Raw genomic sequence first — 18,206 nt, forward strand, 5'->3', positions numbered from 1 at the left:
GAGCGCCCCCGATGACGACTGGTTCTCGGCCCTGGAAGATCCCGGAGTCGGTGCTGGTCGTGATCCACACGCCGGCGCTCGATGTGCTGCTGATCCGGCGTGCGGATGCCGAGACCGACTTCTGGCAATCGGTCACCGGCAGCAAGGACGTGGCCGACGAGCCCCTGGTGCTCACCGCGGCGCGCGAGGTGGCCGAGGAAACCGGCATCCTGTGCGGCGAAGGCACGTCGCTGGCCTCGCAACTGGTCGACTGGCAGCTGCGCAACGTCTACGAGATCTATCCGCGCTGGCGCGCCCGCTATGCACCGGGCGTCACCCACAACACCGAGCACCTTTTCGGCCTGCGCGTGCCCGAACGCGTCGTGCCCACGCTCGACCCCCGCGAGCACACCGACTGGCGCTGGCTGCCCTACCGGGAGGCGGCTGACGCCTGCTTTTCCCCATCGAATGCCGAAGCCATTCTGTTGCTGCCAGAATTTGCGCGATGAACCAGCCGGCAGCAGCAGCGGTGCAGAACCTCCGCGTCGCGACCTACAACATCCACAAGGGTGTGCAGGGCATCGGCCCCGCGCGGCGGCTCGAGATCCACAACCTCGGCCACGCCATCGAGCAGCTCGACGCCGACATCGTCTGCCTGCAGGAAGTGCGCAAGATGAACCGGCAGGCGGCGGCGCGTTTCGCGCGCTGGCCCGAGCTGCCGCAGGCCGACTTCCTCGCGCCCGAGGGCTACACCGCCGTCTACGAGACCAACGCCGTCACGCGCCATGGCGAGCACGGCAATGCGCTGCTCACGCGCTGGCCGGTGCTGGGCACTACCCACCAGGACATTTCCGACCACCGCTTCGAGCAGCGCGGGCTGCTGCACGTGGTGATCGACGTGGAAGGCCGGCGGGTGCACGCCATCGTGGTGCACCTGGGGCTCATCAAGGGCAGCCGGGTGCGGCAGATCGCGCGGCTGCGCGAGTTCATCGACCGCGAGGTGCCGCCCGGCGAGGCCGTGGTGGTGGCGGGCGACTTCAACGACTGGGGCGCGCGCATGCGCTACGCCATGAACGCCATGGGCCTGCGCGACACCAGCGATCTGCGCGGTCCGCGCACGCTCACTTATCCCTCGCGCCTGCCGGTGGCGCAACTCGACTTCGTCTACGGGCGCGGGCTGGAGCCGCTGTCCTGCGTGGTGCCGCGCGGTCCGATCTGGGCCCGCATGTCCGACCACCTGCCGCTGGTGGCTGATTTTTCACTCCTTAATTGATAGCATTGCTCCGAGAAGGGACGGGCGTTGCGGCCCCGAATGTCTGGAGCCATTCACTGGTACGATCTTTGCCATGCTGAGGAAAACCGACGTCGAACCGCGCCCCGATCGAAATGACGATGACGAGGGCACGCCCGTCTCCGTGAAGATCCGCGAGCGCATCACCGCGGCGCGCAAGCGCTTCAATGCCAACGACAACATCTCCGAGTTCATCCAGCCCGGCGAGCTGGAGGCCCTGCTCGACGAGGTCGAGGTCAAGATGAAGGACGTGCTCCAGAGCCTGGTGATCGACGTCGAGAACGACCACAACACCGACAACACCGCGCGCCGGGTCGCCAAGATGTACCTCAACGAGGTGTTCAGGGGCCGCTATGTGGCGGCGCCTTCGCTCACCGAGTTTCCGAACGCCGAGCACCTGAACGAACTGATGATCGTCGGCCCGATCACCGTGCGCAGCGCCTGCTCGCACCACTTCTGCCCGATCATCGGCAAGCTCTGGATCGGCGTGATGCCCAACGAGCACACCAACGTGATCGGCCTGTCGAAGTACGCGCGCCTGGCCGAATGGGTCATGGGCCGTCCGCAGATCCAGGAAGAAGCCGTGGTGCAGCTGGCCGACCTGATCCAGGAAAAGACCCAGCCCGACGGCCTGGCCCTCGTCATGGAGGCCGAGCACTTCTGCATGGCCTGGCGCGGCGTGAAGGAAATGGACAGCAAGATGATCAATTCCGTGATGCGCGGCGTGTTCCTGAAAGATCCGAGCCTGCGCCGCGAATTCCTCTCCCTCCTGCCCAGAAAGGACTGAGCCATGCTGGTCCGACTCCTCTACGCCAGCCGCGCCGTCGACACCAGCCCCGAGGCCATCGAGTCGATCCTGGCGCAATCGCGCACCCACAACACCGCGTGCGGCATCACCGGCATCCTCTGCTACGGCGCGGGCACCTTCCTGCAGGCCATCGAAGGCGGCCGCATGGCCATCTCCGAGCTCTACGGCCACATCCAGCGCGATGCGCGCCACAAGGACGTGGTGCTGCTGCACTACGAAGAGATCTCCGAGCGCCGCTTCGGCGGCTGGACGATGGGCCAGGTCAACCTGTCGAAGCTCAACGCATCGACGCTGCTGAAGTATTCCGAGAAGCCCGAGCTCAACCCGTACGCGGTGTCGGGCAAGGTCTCGTTGGCGCTGCTCGAGGAACTGATGGCAACTGCCGCCATCGTCGGCCGCCACTAGAACGTGGCCCCCACGCTCGGCACTTCGTGTCCTCGCTGCCCCCCGGGGGGGCAGCCCGCGCCTTGGGACGGCCCGGCGGCGCTCGGTCTCGCGTAGCTCGAGGTGCCGCTCTCCGCGTTCGCCCTGATCCTGCTCGCCGGGATCATCCACGCCAGCTGGAACATCGCCGCCAAGAAGGCGAACGGCGATGCGCGCTTCAGCTTCCAGACCAGCGTGTTCAACATGGTCATCTGGGCGCCGCTGGGCATCGTGCTCGGCTGGAATGTGGTGCCGAACTGGGGCCGGGCCGAGTGGAGCTTCGTCGTGCTCAGCGGCGTGCTGCACGTCTTCTATTTCATCGTGCTGCTGCGCGGCTACCGCAAGTCGGACCTGACGGTGGTCTATCCGCTGGCGCGCGGCTCGGGGCCGCTGCTGTCCTCGCTGGTGGCCGTGCTCTTCCTCGGCGAGAAGATCAGCCTCGTCGGCGTGGCCGGCATCCTTGGCGTGGTGGCCGGCGTGTTCCTCATCGCCGGCGGCCCGCGCCTGTGGCAGAAGGCGCACGACCCGGCGCAGCGCGCGCGGGTGCACAAGGGCATGCGCTACGGCGTGCTGACCGGCGCCTTCATCGCGGCCTACACGGTGGCCGACAGCTACGCGGTCAAGTTCCTCGCGATGTCGCCGATCCTGCTCGACTACATGGGCAACCTCGTGCGCATCGTGCTGCTGCTGCCCGCGGCGCTGCAGGACCGCGCGACCACCGTGCGCATGTGGCGCGACCAGTGGAAATACGCGCTGCTGGTGGCGGCGATCAGCCCCGTCTCGTACGTGCTCGTGCTCTACGCGGTGCAGCAGGCGCCGATCTCGCACGTTGCACCGGCGCGCGAGGTGTCGATGCTCTTCGCGGCGCTCATCGGGGGCCATCTGCTGCGCGAGGGCGACCGGCTGCTGAGGCTGATGGGCGCGATGTTCATCGCCGCCGGCGTGGTGGCGCTCGCCCTGGGCTGAGCCAGTGCTGCTGTTCGGCTGCGACTTCTCCAGCGCGCCGACGGCACGCAAGCCCATCGTCGTCGCGACAGGCGAACAGAGCGGCACCGACAGGGTCGTGCTGCGTGGCCTGCAGCGCTTTTCCACGCTCGACGCCTGGGGCGAATGGCTGTGCGCCACGCCGTCCTGGACCGGCGGTTTCGACTTTCCGTTCAGCCTGCCGCGGGAACTCGTCGAGCAGCTGCGATGGCCGCTGCAGTGGGAGCCGCTGATGGCCCACTACGCCGGCCTGAGCCGCGCCGAGATCCGCCAGACCTTCGCCGCCTTCTGCGCGGCGCGCCCGGTGGGCGGCAAGTTCGCGCACCGCAAGGCTGACGGGCCCGCAGGCTCCAGCCCCTCGATGAAGTGGGTCAACCCGCCGGTGGCCTACATGCTCCATGCCGGCGTGCCGCGCCTGCTCGCGGCGGGTGCGCGCATTCCGGGGCTGCATGCCGGCAGGGGGGCCGATCGCATCGCGCTGGAGGCTTATCCCGGTCTGCTGGCGCGCGAGCTGATCGGACGGCGCAGCTACAAGAGCGACGACCTGGCGAAGCAGACACCCGAGCGACGAGCCGCGCGCGCCGACCTGCTGGCGGCGCTCGAAGCCGGCTCGTCCCGCCTCGGGTTGAGGCTGGCCGTCACCGCGCCGCAGCGCGCGGAGTTGCTCGCGGACGCACGCGGCGACGACATCGACGCCGTGCTGTGCCTGCTGCAGGCCGCCTGGGGCCTGCAGCGCGCCGCAAGCCCCGGCCCGGGCCATGGCCTGCCGGAAGACTTCGATCCGCTTGAAGGATGGATCGTCAGCGCCTGAGCCTCGTTGTCCTACACCGCTTCGGGCTTCCGTCGGCGTTCGCCGCCATGCGGCGGCGCCTAGATTGACTGCGGTGGGCCACCCCGGCCCACCTGTTTCAACATCAATCCATCAGGAAGGAAGCGACATGAACAAGGATCAAGTGGCAGGCCGCGTCGAGGAAGCCAAGGGCAAGCTGAAGGAAGTCGCCGGCAAGGTTGTCGGCAACGAGAAGCTCGAAGGCGAGGGCATTGCCGATCAGGCCGCCGGCAAGGTGCAGAAGACCTACGGCGACGTGAAGGAAAAGGCCAAGGACGCGATCAAGTCGGGCGCCGACAAGCTGTGACCGGTCGGGGCGGGGGCATGCATCCAGCCCGGCCGCCCCGTTCACACACTCTCTTTTTTCTTCCCCATTTCCAATTTCCAAGAAGCGACAGGAGGACTGCCATGAACAACGGATCGAACATTCGACAACGCGTCGCCGGCATGCCGTACGCGCACGTCTGTCTTGCCATGCTGCTGGCCGGCGCCGCGCTGGCCCTGGCCGGCTGCGACAAGGGCGACAACCGCACTGCCGGCGAGAAGCTCGACAGCGCCGTGGCGAAGACCGAGCAGGCGGCCGACACGGCCGCGGCAAAGACGGGCGAGGCCCTGAAGGACGCCAAGGCCAAGGTCGAGTCGTCCAACACCACCGCAGAGGTGAAGGAAGGCGCCGCCAATGCCAAGGAAGCGCTCAAGGAGGCAGGCGCGGCAGTGAGCGCGAAGATGGACGATGCTGCCATCACGGCTTCGGTCTCCGCCGGCCTTGCCAGGGACCCGGACCTGAGCGCCATCAAGATCGACGTCGACACCAAGGCCGGCGCCGTGAGCCTGAAGGGGCCGGCACCCTCGGCCGCCGCGAAGGCGCGGGCCGAGGAGATCGCCAAGGGCGTGCAGGGCGTGACCTCGGTGAACAACCAGCTCGAGGTGAAGGGCTGAAGATCCCCTTCGACCCCCGGCAACGAAAAAGCCCGGCGCTGCCGGGCTTTCTCATGGGCGGGGCCTTTGTCGCTCAGTGGCCGAGCCAGTCCTTCAGCTCGTCGGCATGCTCCTCTTCGTCGGCGAGGATGCCTTCGAGCATGCGGCGCGTGGTCGGGTCCTTGTCGCCGATGAGCGAGATCATCTGGCGGTACGACTCCACCGCGATGCGCTCGGCGATCAGGTTGGCGCGCACCATCGACTGCAGGTCGGTCGATTCGTCGTAGGAGGCATGGCTGCGTTCGAGCAGGTGCGTGGGCGCGAAGTCGGGTTCGCCGCCCAGCTGCACGATGCGTTCGGCGATGAGGTCGGCATGGGCCGACTCTTCGTTGGCGTGCACCAGGAACTCGTCGGCGATGGCCGGCGACTCCACGCCGTTGGCGGTGAAGTAGTGGCGCTTGTAGCGCAGGATGCAGACCAGCTCGGTGGCCAGCGCATCGTTCAGGAGCTTCACGACGTCGTCGCGCCAGGGGCCGTAGCTCGGCGTGACGGCACCGTCGTCCAGGCTGTTGCGGGCTGCGTCGAGGCCGCTCTGGTCGAGCGCCAGGTGCTGGTGGCCGGAGGCCTTGGAGGAGGCTGCCGTGGAGGAAACGTCGTTTTTCATGGAGAGTCCTTTCGTGGGGGGCGAGTTGAATTCGGGGTCTTGCTCATCAGGGTGTTGACGAGGTCGGCCACGTCGGATGTCTTCAGTACGGCCGCGAGCACCGCCGTCGCCGACAGCAGTCGCCAGGGCTTGGCCAGCACCAGCAGCGCGCCGGTGGCGGCCGCGGCTGCCATCAGCTTGGCCGGCTCCTTGCGGGCGTAGTGCTCCAGCATCGGCCGCGCCAGCTGGCCGACCGCATGCGCGGGATGCCTGCGCCACCAGCGTTCCAGCACGCTGCGCCCCACGGCGAGCCATACGTTCTCGTTTCTTCTTCGGCTGCCTCCGCGTTCCCCTTGCCCTGTGGGATCTCCTTCTCCTCTTTCGTGCGGGTGGCCTTGGCGCCGGCCTGTGGCCTGCGCTTCATAGTGTGCGTATTCCAGGTCGTCCAACCGGGGATCGGAGCCGGCGTGGCCGCGGCCTTGATGGCTGTCGTCGTCCACGCCGCCGTTCAGCTGCCGCACCAGCGCGCGGCGCGAAAGGGCCAGGCGCTGCTGAGGCGAGAGTTGCTCGGAATGCGAATGGCGGCGCTCAGTACCGGTCATGGCGTGCTCCGGCTTCGTGCAGGGCCTGCAGGTCGGCATCGAGCTGCGAGCGCAGATCCTCGAAGGCGTAGTGGGGTGCGGGCCGCGCCGCGTACCAGGTGCAGATGGCCGCGATCACCACGGCCACGCCCGGAACGGCCACAAGCACCCAGTGGAAGCTGCCGTGCATCACGCCCAGCAGGATCGCAACGCCTATCAGCCCGAGCGCCAGGGTGATGGTGGCCACCGCCAGCACGGCCGCGACGATGCGCGTGGCGATGCCGCGTCCCGCCTGGGCGGATTCCTGCCGGATGAGGGCGGCGTAGTTGGCGAGGTGTTCAGCGACGAGTTCCGGATGCCCAAGCACCGTGGAAAAAATCGGATGGAGCATGGTGCCGGGGTCGATCGACGATGAACGCCTGTTGTCGTGTCAATTAGTAGTCGTCGCGGCTGCGGCGGCTGGCCAGCACGATGAGCGCCGTGATGGCGGCGCCGGCCGCCGCTGCCAGCAGCACCGAGCGCACGGGCTGGTCGGAGATGTAGCGGCCCGTGACGTCGGCTGCCTGTTCGAGGCGGCGCTGCGCGCGCGCACTGGTGGTGGACGCGGCATCCAGGCCGCGCTGAACGGCTTGCTGCACGCGGGCGGCCAGCTGCTCGACGGCCGGCTCGGAATCGCGCTGCAGGTCGCGGACCTTTTCGCCCGCCGCATTCACCGCGTTCTGTGCATAGGCGCGGGTCGTTTCGACCGCGTCACGGGCGGTCTGGCGCGCTTCTTCGGCGAGTTGCGAGGGAGTCTTGGTCGTCGTGTTCATTTGAAAGTCCTTTCCGGAAAAGTGAAATGCGCAAGCCTGTTGATCGTAACGACGCTACTTGCGTCGTAGCAAGCCGGCAAGGAAGCTCGCGATCGCGAGGATCACGAAGATCACGAAGAGGATCTTGGCGATGCCCACCGCGCTGGCGGCGATGCCACCGAACCCGAAGAGGGCGGCGATCAGGGCGATGACCAGAAACACCACGGCGTAATGCAGCATGTGGAACTCCTTCGAGGCTTGGCTCGTTGTCTTGAAAACATCGCACCGGACTCCCCAGAAAGGAAGGCTCCGGCGCCATGGATGCAACCTTAAGTGGAGGGCCGTCCCTGACCTGTCAGCGGCCGTGGCTGGGGTGCGTAGGAGATGGCCGAGTGGCCTTGCGGCGGCGTGTGCAGAAGTGCCGGCCTCGACCGTCCCGGCCCGGGCTCAGGCCGGCTTGACGATCGGCAGCATGGCGCTCAGCCGCGTGCCCTTGCCCGGCACCGACGCCACCGTGAGCCTGCCGCGCGCGGCTTCCACGCGGTGCCGCATCCCCGCGAGGCCGTGGGTAGAGGGCCGCACGCGAAGCGTGTCGAAGCCCTTGCCGTTGTCCGCCACTTCCACCACCACGTGGTTGTCGTAGTTCTTCAGGACGATGGTGGCCTCGGTGGCCTCGGCGTACTTGCCGATGTTGGTGAGGCTCTCCTGCACCATCCGGTAGATGGTGAGCTGGCGCGATTCATCCATGGTCACCGGCTCCAGCACCATCTCCACCTGCAGGCCCGAGCGCTCGCCGAACTCGCGCCCCAGGATCTCCAGCGAAGCGACCAGCCCGAGGTTGGCCAGCGAGGAGGGCCGCAGGTCCTCGATGATCCGGCGCTTCAGCGCGATGCCGCTGTTGAGCAGCTCGGTCAGATGCTGCAGCCGCTGGATCGCGTCGGGCGCGTCCGCCAGCCGCGACTTCAGCCGCGCCACGTCGAGCTTGGCGGCGGTGAGCAGCGAGCCCAGTTCGTCGTGCAGTTCGCGCGCAAGGAAGCCGCGCTCGGTCTCGCGCACGTCCTGGAGGTGGGTCGCCAGTTCGGCCAGCGAGGCTGTGCGCTCGCGCACCTCGTCTTCCAGGGCGTTGCGCTCGCGCTGCAGGGCCTCCTGCTGGCGCTCGCCGATGGAGCGCAGCGCATGGGTCTGCCGCAGATACAGGAAGAAGGCGATCAGCGCGGCCACCGCCACGATGGAGGTGCCGATGCGCGCCAGCTGCAGCGAGCGCAGCACCTGCGCCTGGCTCTGGTGCAGGGTGCCGTTGCTGATCTTCACTAGCTCGCCGGCGGTGGTGCGGATGGCCTCCATCTCCTCCTTGCCGACGTCGGTGGTGATGACGAACTTCCAGGCGTCCTCCTTGCCGTCCTGGCGCAGGCGCACGCTCATGTCCATCTCGGCGATCTTGCGCAGCACGTGCTTCGACAGCTCGGTCAGCTGGGCGAGCTCGGCCGGCCGGCCGGCGTACAGGCGGCGCAAGGTGGCGAGGTGGCCGTCGACCTGCTTGACCGCGTCGTCGTAGGGCTTTCGGTAGCCGGCCTCGCCGGTCAGCAGGTAGCCTCTCTGGCCGGTCTCGGCGTCCAGCATGTTCTGCAGCAGCTGGTTGAGCGTGCCGCGCACCTGCTGCGCCTCGTCGATGTCGGCGAGGGCGCGGCTGGACTGCCGGTACCCGGCCTCGTTGATGCCGACGAGGGCCAGCGCGGCCAGTGCCGCGAGCAGCAGGCTCACGGCCATTCTTGGTGGGGCTAACCAGTGCATGAAACTTTCAAGGCTGCTTGCGGCGCAAGTTCGTGAATAATTGACAACAATCAGGGACCTGGCATGTTGCGACCCTCGGGTGCGCAACACAACGACGAAAGTAACAAATGATCAAAATCGGAATTGTGGACGACCACGCCATCGTGCGATCGGGCCTCCGGCAGTTCTTCTCCGAGCACGTGGACCTGCGCGTGGCGGGTGAAGCTGCCAGCGGCCGCGAGGCCATCGAACTGGTGCGCACCACGGAGCTGGACGTGCTGGTCATGGACCTTTCGATGCCCGGGCAAAGCGGTATCGACGCACTCGCCATGATCCGCGCCAAGGCGCCGGACGTGGGCATCCTCATCCTGAGCGGCTACCCCGAGGAGCACTACGCGATGAACCTGATCCGTCAGGGAGCGAGCGGCTACCTCAACAAGGAATGCGATCCCATCGAGATCGTCAACGCCATCCGCACCATCGCGCTGGGCCGGCGCTACATCACGCCCGCCGTGGCCGAACTGCTGGCCCGCCAGCTCGACCGCAAGGACGACGCCGCGCCGCATGAGCAACTCTCGGAGCGTGAATTCCAAGTGTTCCTCAAGCTCGCCAAGGGCGAGACCGCCGGTGACATCGCCAAGACGCTGTCGCTGTCGGTGAAGACCGTGAGCACCTACCGCACGCGCCTGATGGAGAAGATGAATCTCTCCTCCAACAGCGACCTCACGTACTACGCGCTGAAGAACAAGCTGATCGACTGAGATCGGCTGATGGGCGGCGAAGGGGTCCAAGGGGGCTTCTTCTCGCTTCTTTTTTTCATTGCTCAGCCGGTGGCACCGGGCGAGGAGCGCGAGGCCCGGTCTCGGGCCTGCACGAGGCAGAACTCGACCAGCGCGTCGATCTCGTTCGACTTGTCGAAAACCGCATCGACCCCGAATTCCGCGCAGCGCCGCCGGATGTCGGGCGTCGCGTAGTTGCTGAGCACCACCACCTTCTGCACCGGCTTGCGGGCCTGGCAGGCCTGCAGCACGCCCAGGCCGCTGCCCTGCTTGAGGAAGAGGTCGACGATCATGAGGTCCCAATCGCCGTCGTGGCCGAGCAGCCATGCGCGCGCGCCGCTCTCTGTGTCGGCGAAGCCGACCACGGTGGTACAGGTGAGCTCTTCCAGCGTGCCGATGAGGTTTTCACGGATCGTGAGGTTGTCTTCGACAACATAAGTCTGCAATCTGGAATCCATGCCGAACCACTCTTCCTCTGAGCTTTTGCGGACGCCTTCAGCGTGCGCCCGTTGGCAGGAACTGCCTGCCGCTCGACTTTGCTTCGTCCCCTGCGCGCATCATGCAAGCTTCGGCGGCTGGTGGCTGTAGGCGGGTTCCGACGCGGCCTGCGAAGGCGCCTCCAGTAGGCAATCCCTCACGATCTCTGCGGTTCGTGGCCGACCGCGGCGGGGCGATCGACTGAGTTACAAGGAGTCCATGGCAACGACGAACGTACCGAAGAAGGCCGGCGTCCTGCGCGGCCGGCCGCTCTGGCAGAAGCTGCTGGCGGGCCTCGTGCTGCTGGTTGCGTTGCTGGCGATCGGGCTCGCCTTCTTCCCTTGGGACGTGCTGCGCGAACCGGTCAACCGCTACGTCAGCGAGAAGACCGGGCGCAAGTTCGAGATCACCCGGCGGCTCGACGTGGGCCTGGGCTGGCGGCAGGCCAGGGTGAGGCTGGACGGCGTGGAGTTCGCCAACCCCTCATGGGCGCGCGATCCCTATCTGGTGAAGGCGGAGCGTGCCGACTTCGACATACGCCTCTGGCCGCTGATCTCGAGCAGCATCGTCATTCCCAGGCTGGCGCTTTCCTCCCCCACGGTGGGACTGCAGATGGAAGCCGACGGCCGCCGCACATGGTCGCTGGGCAAGGAAGGCAAGGACAGCTCCGAAGGCGGCACCGTGCCCACCATCGGCCAGGTGCAGATCGACAGCGGCGCGGTCGACTTCCTGGCCAAGCACCTCGGCGTGGACCTGCATGCCGATCTGAGCTATGACAGCGGCCGCGGCGAGATGCCGCTGGACTACCGCATCAAGGGCCGCTACAAGGGCCAGCCGCTGACCGCCAGCGGGCGCACGGGCAATGTGCTGCAGATCGAGGCCACGAACGCGCCGCCTTTCCCGATCGAGATCCGCGCCGCCGCGGGCCAGACGCAGCTGAGGGCGGCCGGCACGGTCGCGCGCCTGTCGGACCTGGACGGCATCGACGCCAGGTTCGACATCAAGGGCCAGACGCTGGGTGCGCTGTTCCCGCTGCTGGGCATCGCGCTGCCGCAGACCTCGCCCTACACCCTGAGCGGCAAGCTCGACAAGCGCGGCAAGCTGTGGGAGGCCTCGGGCCTGAAGGGGCGCCTGGGCCTGTCCGACATCGCGGGCGACATGCGCTTCGACCAGTCCGGCAAGCTGCCGCACCTGGCGGGCGACCTGCGCTCGAACGTGATGGACATGGACGACCTGGGCCCGCTGATCGGCCTGCCGCCCACGGCGCGCACCGCCGCCACGGTGGAAGGGGTCGCGCCGCCGCCCACAGTCACCCAGGTCAAGCGGCCCGGCGGCAAGGTGCTGCCCACGGCGCCGCTGGACTTCGATCGCCTGCGCGCCATGAACGCCGACGTGAAGTACACGGCCGATCGCATCCGCAACGTGCGCGAGGTGCCGCTGGAGCGTGGCAGCGTGCAGGTGAAGCTGGCCGAAGGCGTGCTCACGCTCGATCCGCTCGACCTGGGCGTGGCCGGCGGCAGGCTCAGCGGCGCGATCCGCATCGACGGCTCGAAGAAGCCCGCGGACATCCGCGCCTCGCTCGACGCCCGGGCCATGCAGCTGGCGCGGCTGTTCCCGAAGCTCGAAACCACCGGAAACAGCGTCGGCAGGCTGGACGGGCGCATCAATCTCTCGGGCTCCGGCAGCACCGTCGCCAACTGGCTCGGCGGCGCGTCGGGCGATGTGGCGGTCATCTCCGGACGCGGGCAGTTCGGCAACCTGCTGCCGGTGTTCGCGACGCTGGTGGGCGGCGACATCATCAAGTTCATCCTGCGCGGCGACCGCAACGTGGAGCTGCGCTGCGCGGCCCTGGCCTTCGACGTCAACAAGGGCCTGATGACCGGGCGCACGCTGGTGGTGGACACCACCAACGCCGTCTTCATCGCCACCGGCCAGGCCAACCTGGCGACCGAGGGGCTGGATTTCGTGATCCGCCCCGAGCCCAAGAGCAAGAACATCCTCTCGATCCGCACGCCGCTGGTGGTGGGCGGCACATTCGGCGATCCCAAGGGCGGCCTGGAGATCGGCCCGCTGGCCGGGCGCGGGCTGGCTGCGCTGGCGCTGGGTGCGGTCAATCCGCTGCTGGCACTCGCCGCGACCATCGAGCCGGGCCCGGGCGAGGATTCGAACTGCCAGGGCGTGGTGGCGCAGGCGAACAAGCCCACGGCGGGGGCGGCAGCCAAGGGCGCCGCCCGGGCGAAGGGCGCGAAGCAGCCCAACTAGACCGGAGTGGAGGGGAAGGTCGCGCGTTGCGCGCAGACGCTGCAGTGCGGGTCGCGCGCCACGCGCAGCGTGTCGAACGAGGTGCTGCGCCCGTCGAACATCAGCAGCTTGCCCGCCAGGGACGGGCCGATGCCGGCCAGAAGCTTCAGCGCCTCGCTGGCCTGCAGCGTGCCGATGGTGCCCACCACCGGGCCGAACACGCCGAGCACCGCGCAGCGCGTTTCCTCGAAGCTCGCATCGGGCGGGAACAGGCAGGCATAGCAGGGCGAGGCGGCGTCGCGGGTGTCGTAGACGCTCAATTGCCCGTCGAAACGGATCGCCGCGCCCGCCACCAGCGGCTTCGCATGCGCCACGCAGGCGCGGTTGACGGCCTGCCGGGTGGCGAAGTTGTCGCAGCAGTCGACCACCACGTCGGCCTCGGCCACGAGGCGCGACAGCAGCGCCTCGTCGGCGCGCAGTGCGTGGGTTTCGATGGCGATGTCGGAGTTGATGTCGCGCATGGCCTGCGCGGCTGATTCGACCTTCGGCAGGCCGACGCGCGCATGGGTGTGGGCCACTTGGCGCTGGAGATTGGTGAGATCGACTTCGTCGTCGTCGACCAGCACGATGTGGCCGACGCCCGCTGCCGCAAGGTACAGGGCCACCGGCGAGCCCAGCCCGCCGGCGCCTATGACCAGAACCCGTCCGGCACTGACACGGGCCTGCCCGTCGATGCCGAATTCTTCCAGAAGGATGTGGCGCGAATAGCGCAGCAGCTGGTGATCATTCATGCTCGTCCCCAGGGCTTGCCACACTTCGTGTGGCCGCCCACCCCCTACCGGGGGCAATACCGGCGGCCCGGCAAGGCCGGTTCCGCGGTACTCCTGAAAAGAACCGACTTGCCCGGCTCAGTTCTCTTTCTTCTCTTCCTTGTTGTCGACGATGACCTGCGTCTTGCTCACGAGCACCGGCTGGCCCTTCAGGCGGTTGAGCGCCTGCACGAGCGGGAAGTCCTTGTCGGTGCCGAACTCGGGCACCTTGCGGTCCTGCGGCGGCTTCTTGGCTTCTTCCTCGAGGCGCTTGCGGGCCTCGTCGCGGGCCTTTTCGCGTTCCGGGTCCTTGACTTCTGGGCCCTGGCCGCTGGCCAGGTGCTTCTCGAGGTCGGCCTCGCGCATGCGCAGGGCGGCGAAGGGGCTGCCCTCGGCGCTTTCGTCGACCAGCACGTTCGGCACGATGCCCTTGGCCTGGATCGAGGTGCCGCTAGGCGTGTAGTAGCGCGCGGTGGTGATCTTCAGGCCGGTGTCGGGGCCGAGTGGGCGCACCGTCTGCACCGAGCCCTTGCCGAAGGTCTGGCTGCCCATGATGGTGGCGCGCTTGTGGTCCTGCAGCGCGCCGGCGACGATCTCGCTGGCGGAAGCCGAGCCTTCGTTCACCAGCACCACCAGCGGCACGGTCTTGAGCGCGGCCGGCAGGCTGCGCAGCGGGTCGCTGCCCGAACGGCGCTGGTAGAACTCCGGCGCTGCCTTGTAGACCGACTTGCTCTCGGCCAGCTGGCCGTCGGTGGTGACCACCGTGACGTTCTCGGGCAGGAAGGCCGACGACACCGCCACGGCCGCGTCGAGCAGGCCGCCCGGGTCGTTGCGCAGGTCGAGCACCAGGCCCTTGAGGTTCGGGTCTTCCTTGTAGAGCTCGTCGATCTTCTTGACGAAGTCGTCGACGGTGCGCTCCTGGAACTGCGAGAGGCGGATCCAGCCGTAGCCCGGCTCGATCATCTTGCCGCGGACCGACTGCGTGCGGATCTCTTCACGCGTGATGGTCACGGGGAAGGTGCGGCTCTCGTCCTTGCGGAAGATGGTCAGCAGCACCTTGGTGTTGGCTTCGCCGCGCATGCGCTTGACCGCCTCGTTCAGCGACAGGCCGCGCACGGCGGTGTCGTCGATCTTGGTGATCAGGTCATTGGGCTTGAGGCCCGCGCGGAAGGCGGGGGAGCCCTCGATGGGCGAGACGACCTTGATGAGGCCGTCTTCCTGCGAAATCTCGATGCCCACGCCGACGAAGCGGCCGGTGGTGCCTTCCCTGAATTCCTTGAAGGACTTCTTGTCGAAGTACTGGGAGTGGGGGTCGAGCCCGGCGACCATGCCGGAGATGGCGTCGGAGATGAGCTTCTTCTCGTCGACCGGCTCCACGTAGTCGCTCTTGACCATTCCGAAGACGGCGGCGAGCTGCTGCAATTCCTCGAGCGGCAGGGGCGCGAGCGAGCCGCGCGCGACTGTCTGCAGCGAGACGGTGGTCAGGACGCCTGCAACGGCGCCGGCGGCGACCCAGCCGGTGATCTTGAGTTTCTGGCCCATCATGAGTGGTTGTCCTTGTCGGCGGCTGTCAGTCCAATATACACAGCTTGGAAGCAAATTGTTTGCCGGGGTTCCACGGGTGGAGCGCCGGACGGGGGCTTTTCAGGGCGCTCCTGGCGGGCCTTCTCAGCCCTTGCCCTGCGATGCCACCGCGGCGGCGGCCTTTTCGGCGGCCGCGGCATCGCCTAGGTAGTAGTGGCGCAGGGGCTTGAGGTCGTCGTCGAGCTCGTACACCAGCGGGATGCCGTTGGGGATGTTCAGCCCGACGATGTCGTCGTCGGAGATGCCGTCGAGGTACTTCACCAGGGCGCGGATCGAGTTGCCGTGGGCCGCCACCACCAGCCGGCGGCCGGTGCGGATGGCCGGCGCCATCGATTCGTTCCAGAAGGGCAGAACGCGCGCCACGGTGTCCTTCAGGCACTCGGTCAGCGGGATCTGCTCGGGCGACAGCTTGGCGTAGCGCACGTCGCCGCGTTCGCTGCGCGGGTCGTCGGCTTCCAGCGGCGGGGGCGGGGTGCCGTAGCTGCGGCGCCAGACCAGCACCTGCTCGTCGCCGTATTTCTTGGCGGTTTCGGCCTTGTTCAGGCCCTGCAGGCCGCCGTAGTGGCGCTCGTTGAGGCGCCAGGAATGCACCACGGGCAGCCAGGTGCGGTCGAGTTCGTCGAGCGTGTGCCAAAGGGTGCGGGTGGCGCGCTTGAGCACGCTCGTGTAGGCGACGTCGAAGTCGTAGCCTTCGGCCTTGAGCAGCCGGCCGGCCTGCTTGGCCTGTTCGACGCCGGTTTCGGTCAGGTCGACGTCGGTCCATCCGGTGAAGCGGTTTTCGAGATTCCAGGTCGATTCACCGTGACGGATCAATACCAGTTTGTGCATGTGGGAGGCCTTTGGCTGCGCTTGCGAAACCCCGCATTCTAAAATCCCCGGTTTGCCATTCAAGGAACCCCCGTGAAATTGATCGAATTCGTCACCGCGAACTGGATGCTGATCCTGATCGCGCTCAGCTCGGGCGCCATGCTGGCCTGGCCGCTGGTGCGGGGGGCGGGCGGCGGAACGCTCACCGCGCAGGGCGCCGTGCAGCTCATCAACCGCGAGCGCGCCGTGCTGGTCGACGTGCGCGAGCCCGAGGAGTTCGCCACCGGCCACATGATCGGCGCCAGGAACGTTCCCCTGAACCAGCTCGAGGAAAAGCTCGCCGGCGCGGTCAAGAACAAGAACGTGCCGCTGCTGCTGGTCTGCGCCACCGGCGCCCGCGCCCAGCGCGCCGTGGCGGTGGCCAAGAAGCTCGGTTACGAGCAGGCCCAAGCGGTGTCCGGCGGGCTGAAGGCGTGGAAAGAGGCTAACCTGCCGGTTGAAAAAGCCTGAAATCCCCCCGAGATGGAGCGTATGCAAGCAGTCAAGATGTACACCACCGCCGTTTGCCCCTATTGCATACGCGCGAAGCAGATCCTGAAGTCCAAGGGCGTCGAGCAGATCGAGGAGATCCGCATCGACACCGACCCCCAGGCCCGCAACACCATGATGGAGATCACCCAGCGCCGCACGGTGCCCCAGATCTTCATCGGCGACACCCACGTGGGCGGCTGCGACGACCTGATGGCGCTCGACAGCCGCGGCGGCCTGGTTCCGCTGCTGCAGGGCGCCTGAAACCGGCCCTGCCCCGGAACCGTCCTGTGACGGGGCCATAATCGCCAGTTCACTCATCTGCAGCCCGCTGCGGGACCCCCTCCCCGGCGGGCATTGTTTTGATCCTCGAAAGTTCAGCCATGGCCGACCAGCAAGCCCAAGATCCCGTCTTCCAGATCCAGCGCGTCTACCTCAAGGACCTGTCGCTCGAGCAGCCCAATTCGCCCGCGATCCTGCTGGAGCAGGAGCAGCCCACCGTCGACATCCAGCTCGGCGTGGACGCACAGCCCGTGGCTGAAGGCATCTTCGAGATCACCGTGGCCGCCACCGTGCAGACCAAGATCGGCGACAAGACCGTGTTCCTGGTCGAAGCCAAGCAGGCCGGCATCTTCGAGATCCGCCATCTGCCCGAAGAGCAGATGGGCGCCATCCTCGGCATCGCCTGCCCGCAGATCGTCTACCCCTACCTGCGCGGCAACGTGGCCGACGTGATCCAGCGCGGCGGCTTCCCGCCCGTGCACCTGGCCGAAATCAACTTCCAGGCCATGTACGAGCAGCAGCAGGCCCAGGCCGCCGGCCAGGCTGCGCCCTCGCTGGCGCAGTAATCACGGCTTGAAGCCGTACAGCCGCAGCAGCCACCGACGCCGATGAAGATCTGCGTTCATGGCGCCGGCGCCTGGGGCACGGCGGTCGCCGTCAACGCGGCGGCCCGCCACGAAGTCACGCTCTGGGCGCGCGACGCCGCCCAGGCCGACGCCATGTCGGCCGCGCGCGAAAACTCCCGCTACCTGCCCGGGCTGGCCCTGCCGGCCTCGCTGGCCGTGCGCGCCGGCGACATCGCCCAGGCGCAGGCCGGCGCCGACCTCGTCATCGTGGCCACCCCGATGGCCGCCCTGCGCGAGCAGCTCATCGCACTGCGCGGCACCGCCGCCGCCGTGGCCTGGCTGTGCAAGGGCGTCGAGCCCGCGCTCGACGCGTCTTCGCCCGCATCCTTCGGCCTGCTGGCCCACGAGATCTGGGCGCAGGTTGCTCCTGAATTGAGAGCGGGCGTGCTCAGCGGCCCCAGCTTCGCGCAGGAAGTCGCCGAAGGCCGGCCGACCGCGCTGGTGGCCGCCAGTCCGCACGCCGCCGTGCGCGACATGCTGGTCGACGCCTTCCACGGCCCCGCGCTGCGCGTCTATGCCAACGAGGACATCGTGGGCGTGGAGGTGGGCGGCGCGGTCAAGAACGTGCTGGCCATCGCCACCGGGCTGTGCGACGGCCTCGCGCTGGGGCTCAACGCCCGCGCGGCGCTCATCACCCGCGGCCTTGCCGAAATGACGCGCTTCGGCCTCGCGCTGGGCGCTCGCGCGGAAACCTTCATGGGCCTTTCTGGCCTGGGCGACCTGGTGCTGACCTCCACCGGCGACCTGTCGCGCAACCGCAAGGTCGGCCTGCTGCTCGCGCAGGGCCGCACGCTGGCGCAGGCCGTCGATTCGCTGGGCCACGTGGCCGAGGGCGTGTATTGCGCCCGCACCGTGGTGCAGCGCGCGCGCGGCCTCGGCATCGAGATGCCCATCGCCGAGGGCGTGGTCGCGCTGCTCGATGGCCGCATGAGCCCCCAGGACGCCGTGGCGGCCCTCGTCGGCCGCGAGCCGGTGCCGGAATCGGTGCAGCAGCCCCAGCCGGGCGCCACCGCTTCCCCTCGTCAATCCCCCTGAGAAAAACGCAGAGACAAAGAG

Annotated in this window: 24 protein-coding genes; 14 read left to right on the top strand and 10 right to left on the bottom strand. The window is 67.9% G+C overall.

Translation table 11 applies throughout. From position 1 onward, the window contains the following. The first annotated feature begins 11 nt into the window (after positions 1-11). The 8 genes from nudB (at position 12) to ACAM57_RS06115 (ending at position 5,253) form a co-directional block, all read left to right on the top strand. Positions 12-488, top strand: coding sequence for a dihydroneopterin triphosphate diphosphatase (gene nudB, locus ACAM57_RS06080; RefSeq protein WP_369661011.1), 477 nt, complete (start codon positions 12-14; stop codon positions 486-488). Further along, entirely contained in the window at positions 485-1,252 is a 768-nt protein-coding gene (locus tag ACAM57_RS06085) for an endonuclease/exonuclease/phosphatase family protein (protein WP_126024712.1), read from the top strand. The genes nudB and ACAM57_RS06085 overlap by 4 nt, the downstream gene beginning before the upstream one ends. A gap of 73 nt (positions 1,253-1,325) precedes the next feature. Further along, a complete protein-coding gene (folE, locus tag ACAM57_RS06090) occupies positions 1,326-2,057 on the top strand; it encodes a GTP cyclohydrolase I (protein ID WP_126024713.1) in 732 nt (243 codons plus the stop codon). A gap of 3 nt (positions 2,058-2,060) precedes the next feature. Beyond that, a complete protein-coding gene (locus tag ACAM57_RS06095) occupies positions 2,061-2,483 on the top strand; it encodes a BLUF domain-containing protein (protein ID WP_126024714.1) in 423 nt (140 codons plus the stop codon). Positions 2,484-2,585: 102 nt separating this feature from the next. Further along, entirely contained in the window at positions 2,586-3,467 is an 882-nt protein-coding gene (locus ACAM57_RS06100; RefSeq protein ID WP_184642545.1) for a DMT family transporter, read from the top strand. Positions 3,468-3,471: 4 nt separating this feature from the next. After that, positions 3,472-4,296: a DUF429 domain-containing protein gene (locus tag ACAM57_RS06105; RefSeq protein ID WP_126024716.1), complete on the top strand. Its 825-nt coding sequence runs from the start codon at positions 3,472-3,474 to the stop codon at positions 4,294-4,296. 127 nt (positions 4,297-4,423) lie between these two features. Beyond that, on the top strand, positions 4,424-4,621 hold the full coding sequence (locus ACAM57_RS06110; protein ID WP_093198234.1) for a CsbD family protein: 198 nt from the start codon (positions 4,424-4,426) through the stop codon (positions 4,619-4,621). A 140-nt stretch (positions 4,622-4,761) separates the two neighbouring features. Then, positions 4,762-5,253, top strand: a complete 492-nt coding sequence (locus ACAM57_RS06115; protein ID WP_369662402.1) for a BON domain-containing protein — start codon at positions 4,762-4,764, stop codon at positions 5,251-5,253. Positions 5,254-5,326: 73 nt separating this feature from the next. Here the strand turns inward: ACAM57_RS06115 and ACAM57_RS06120 are convergent, their stop codons facing one another. From ACAM57_RS06120 to ACAM57_RS06145, 6 genes are all read right to left on the bottom strand, one after another. Next, positions 5,327-5,896 carry a bacterioferritin gene (locus ACAM57_RS06120; protein ID WP_126024717.1) on the bottom strand — a complete coding sequence of 190 codons (570 nt, stop codon included), beginning with the start codon at positions 5,894-5,896 and terminating at the stop codon, positions 5,327-5,329. Further along, positions 5,893-6,477, bottom strand: coding sequence for a hypothetical protein (locus ACAM57_RS06125; RefSeq protein WP_369661012.1), 585 nt, complete (start codon positions 6,475-6,477; stop codon positions 5,893-5,895). Before ACAM57_RS06125 ends, ACAM57_RS06120 begins: the two co-directional genes overlap by 4 nt. Further along, the gene (locus tag ACAM57_RS06130; RefSeq protein WP_126024719.1) at positions 6,464-6,847 is read right to left on the bottom strand and encodes a phage holin family protein; all 384 of its coding nucleotides are present in this window, start codon (positions 6,845-6,847) and stop codon (positions 6,464-6,466) included. The genes ACAM57_RS06125 and ACAM57_RS06130 overlap by 14 nt, the downstream gene beginning before the upstream one ends. Positions 6,848-6,890: 43 nt before the next feature. After that, positions 6,891-7,268 carry a hypothetical protein gene (locus tag ACAM57_RS06135; protein ID WP_369661013.1) on the bottom strand — a complete coding sequence of 126 codons (378 nt, stop codon included), beginning with the start codon at positions 7,266-7,268 and terminating at the stop codon, positions 6,891-6,893. Between the two features lie 54 nt (positions 7,269-7,322). Continuing rightward, complete coding sequence (locus ACAM57_RS06140) at positions 7,323-7,487, bottom strand: DUF1328 domain-containing protein (RefSeq protein WP_093198217.1); 165 nt, start codon at positions 7,485-7,487, stop codon at positions 7,323-7,325. Positions 7,488-7,694: 207 nt separating this feature from the next. Then, positions 7,695-9,014 (bottom strand): CHASE3 domain-containing protein, encoded by a 1,320-nt coding sequence (locus tag ACAM57_RS06145; protein ID WP_126024801.1) that lies wholly within the window; start codon positions 9,012-9,014, stop codon positions 7,695-7,697. A gap of 131 nt (positions 9,015-9,145) precedes the next feature. On the opposite strand from ACAM57_RS06145, the gene ACAM57_RS06150 reads away from it, so the two are divergent. Beyond that, positions 9,146-9,778: a response regulator transcription factor gene (locus ACAM57_RS06150; RefSeq protein ID WP_019656595.1), complete on the top strand. Its 633-nt coding sequence runs from the start codon at positions 9,146-9,148 to the stop codon at positions 9,776-9,778. 62 nt (positions 9,779-9,840) lie between these two features. Here the strand turns inward: ACAM57_RS06150 and ACAM57_RS06155 are convergent, their stop codons facing one another. Continuing rightward, positions 9,841-10,254 (bottom strand): response regulator transcription factor, encoded by a 414-nt coding sequence (locus tag ACAM57_RS06155; protein WP_184642541.1) that lies wholly within the window; start codon positions 10,252-10,254, stop codon positions 9,841-9,843. Positions 10,255-10,492: 238 nt separating this feature from the next. Here ACAM57_RS06155 and ACAM57_RS06160 point away from each other — a divergent pair, with 238 nt between their 5' ends. Then, complete coding sequence (locus tag ACAM57_RS06160) at positions 10,493-12,535, top strand: AsmA family protein (RefSeq protein WP_369661014.1); 2,043 nt, start codon at positions 10,493-10,495, stop codon at positions 12,533-12,535. Here the strand turns inward: ACAM57_RS06160 and ACAM57_RS06165 are convergent. The 3 genes from ACAM57_RS06165 to gpmA all read right to left on the bottom strand — a co-directional run bounded on the left by ACAM57_RS06165 (position 12,532) and on the right by gpmA (position 15,735). Then, positions 12,532-13,305, bottom strand: coding sequence for a molybdopterin-synthase adenylyltransferase MoeB (locus ACAM57_RS06165; RefSeq protein ID WP_126024723.1), 774 nt, complete (start codon positions 13,303-13,305; stop codon positions 12,532-12,534). The two genes, ACAM57_RS06160 and ACAM57_RS06165, sit on opposite strands and share 4 nt — an antisense overlap. 117 nt (positions 13,306-13,422) lie before the next feature. Further along, positions 13,423-14,865 carry a S41 family peptidase gene (locus ACAM57_RS06170; RefSeq protein ID WP_126024802.1) on the bottom strand — a complete coding sequence of 481 codons (1,443 nt, stop codon included), beginning with the start codon at positions 14,863-14,865 and terminating at the stop codon, positions 13,423-13,425. 126 nt (positions 14,866-14,991) lie between these two features. After that, positions 14,992-15,735, bottom strand: a complete 744-nt coding sequence (gene gpmA, locus ACAM57_RS06175; RefSeq protein WP_126024724.1) for a 2,3-diphosphoglycerate-dependent phosphoglycerate mutase — start codon at positions 15,733-15,735, stop codon at positions 14,992-14,994. Between the two features lie 81 nt (positions 15,736-15,816). On the opposite strand from gpmA, the gene ACAM57_RS06180 reads away from it, so the two are divergent. From ACAM57_RS06180 to ACAM57_RS06195, 4 genes are all read left to right on the top strand, one after another. Continuing rightward, positions 15,817-16,224, top strand: a complete 408-nt coding sequence (locus tag ACAM57_RS06180; protein ID WP_369662403.1) for a rhodanese-like domain-containing protein — start codon at positions 15,817-15,819, stop codon at positions 16,222-16,224. A 21-nt stretch (positions 16,225-16,245) separates the two neighbouring features. Continuing rightward, a complete protein-coding gene (gene grxC, locus ACAM57_RS06185; RefSeq protein WP_126024726.1) occupies positions 16,246-16,506 on the top strand; it encodes a glutaredoxin 3 in 261 nt (86 codons plus the stop codon). A gap of 119 nt (positions 16,507-16,625) precedes the next feature. Further along, positions 16,626-17,090: a protein-export chaperone SecB gene (gene secB, locus ACAM57_RS06190; protein WP_093198195.1), complete on the top strand. Its 465-nt coding sequence runs from the start codon at positions 16,626-16,628 to the stop codon at positions 17,088-17,090. A 42-nt stretch (positions 17,091-17,132) separates the two neighbouring features. Further along, the gene (locus ACAM57_RS06195; protein WP_126024727.1) at positions 17,133-18,185 is read left to right on the top strand and encodes an NAD(P)H-dependent glycerol-3-phosphate dehydrogenase; all 1,053 of its coding nucleotides are present in this window, start codon (positions 17,133-17,135) and stop codon (positions 18,183-18,185) included. Positions 18,186-18,206 lie beyond the last annotated feature (21 nt).

Origin of the sequence: Variovorax sp. V15 (assembly GCF_041154425.1) — a bacterium.
Lineage (GTDB): Bacteria > Pseudomonadota > Gammaproteobacteria > Burkholderiales > Burkholderiaceae_C > Variovorax > Variovorax guangxiensis.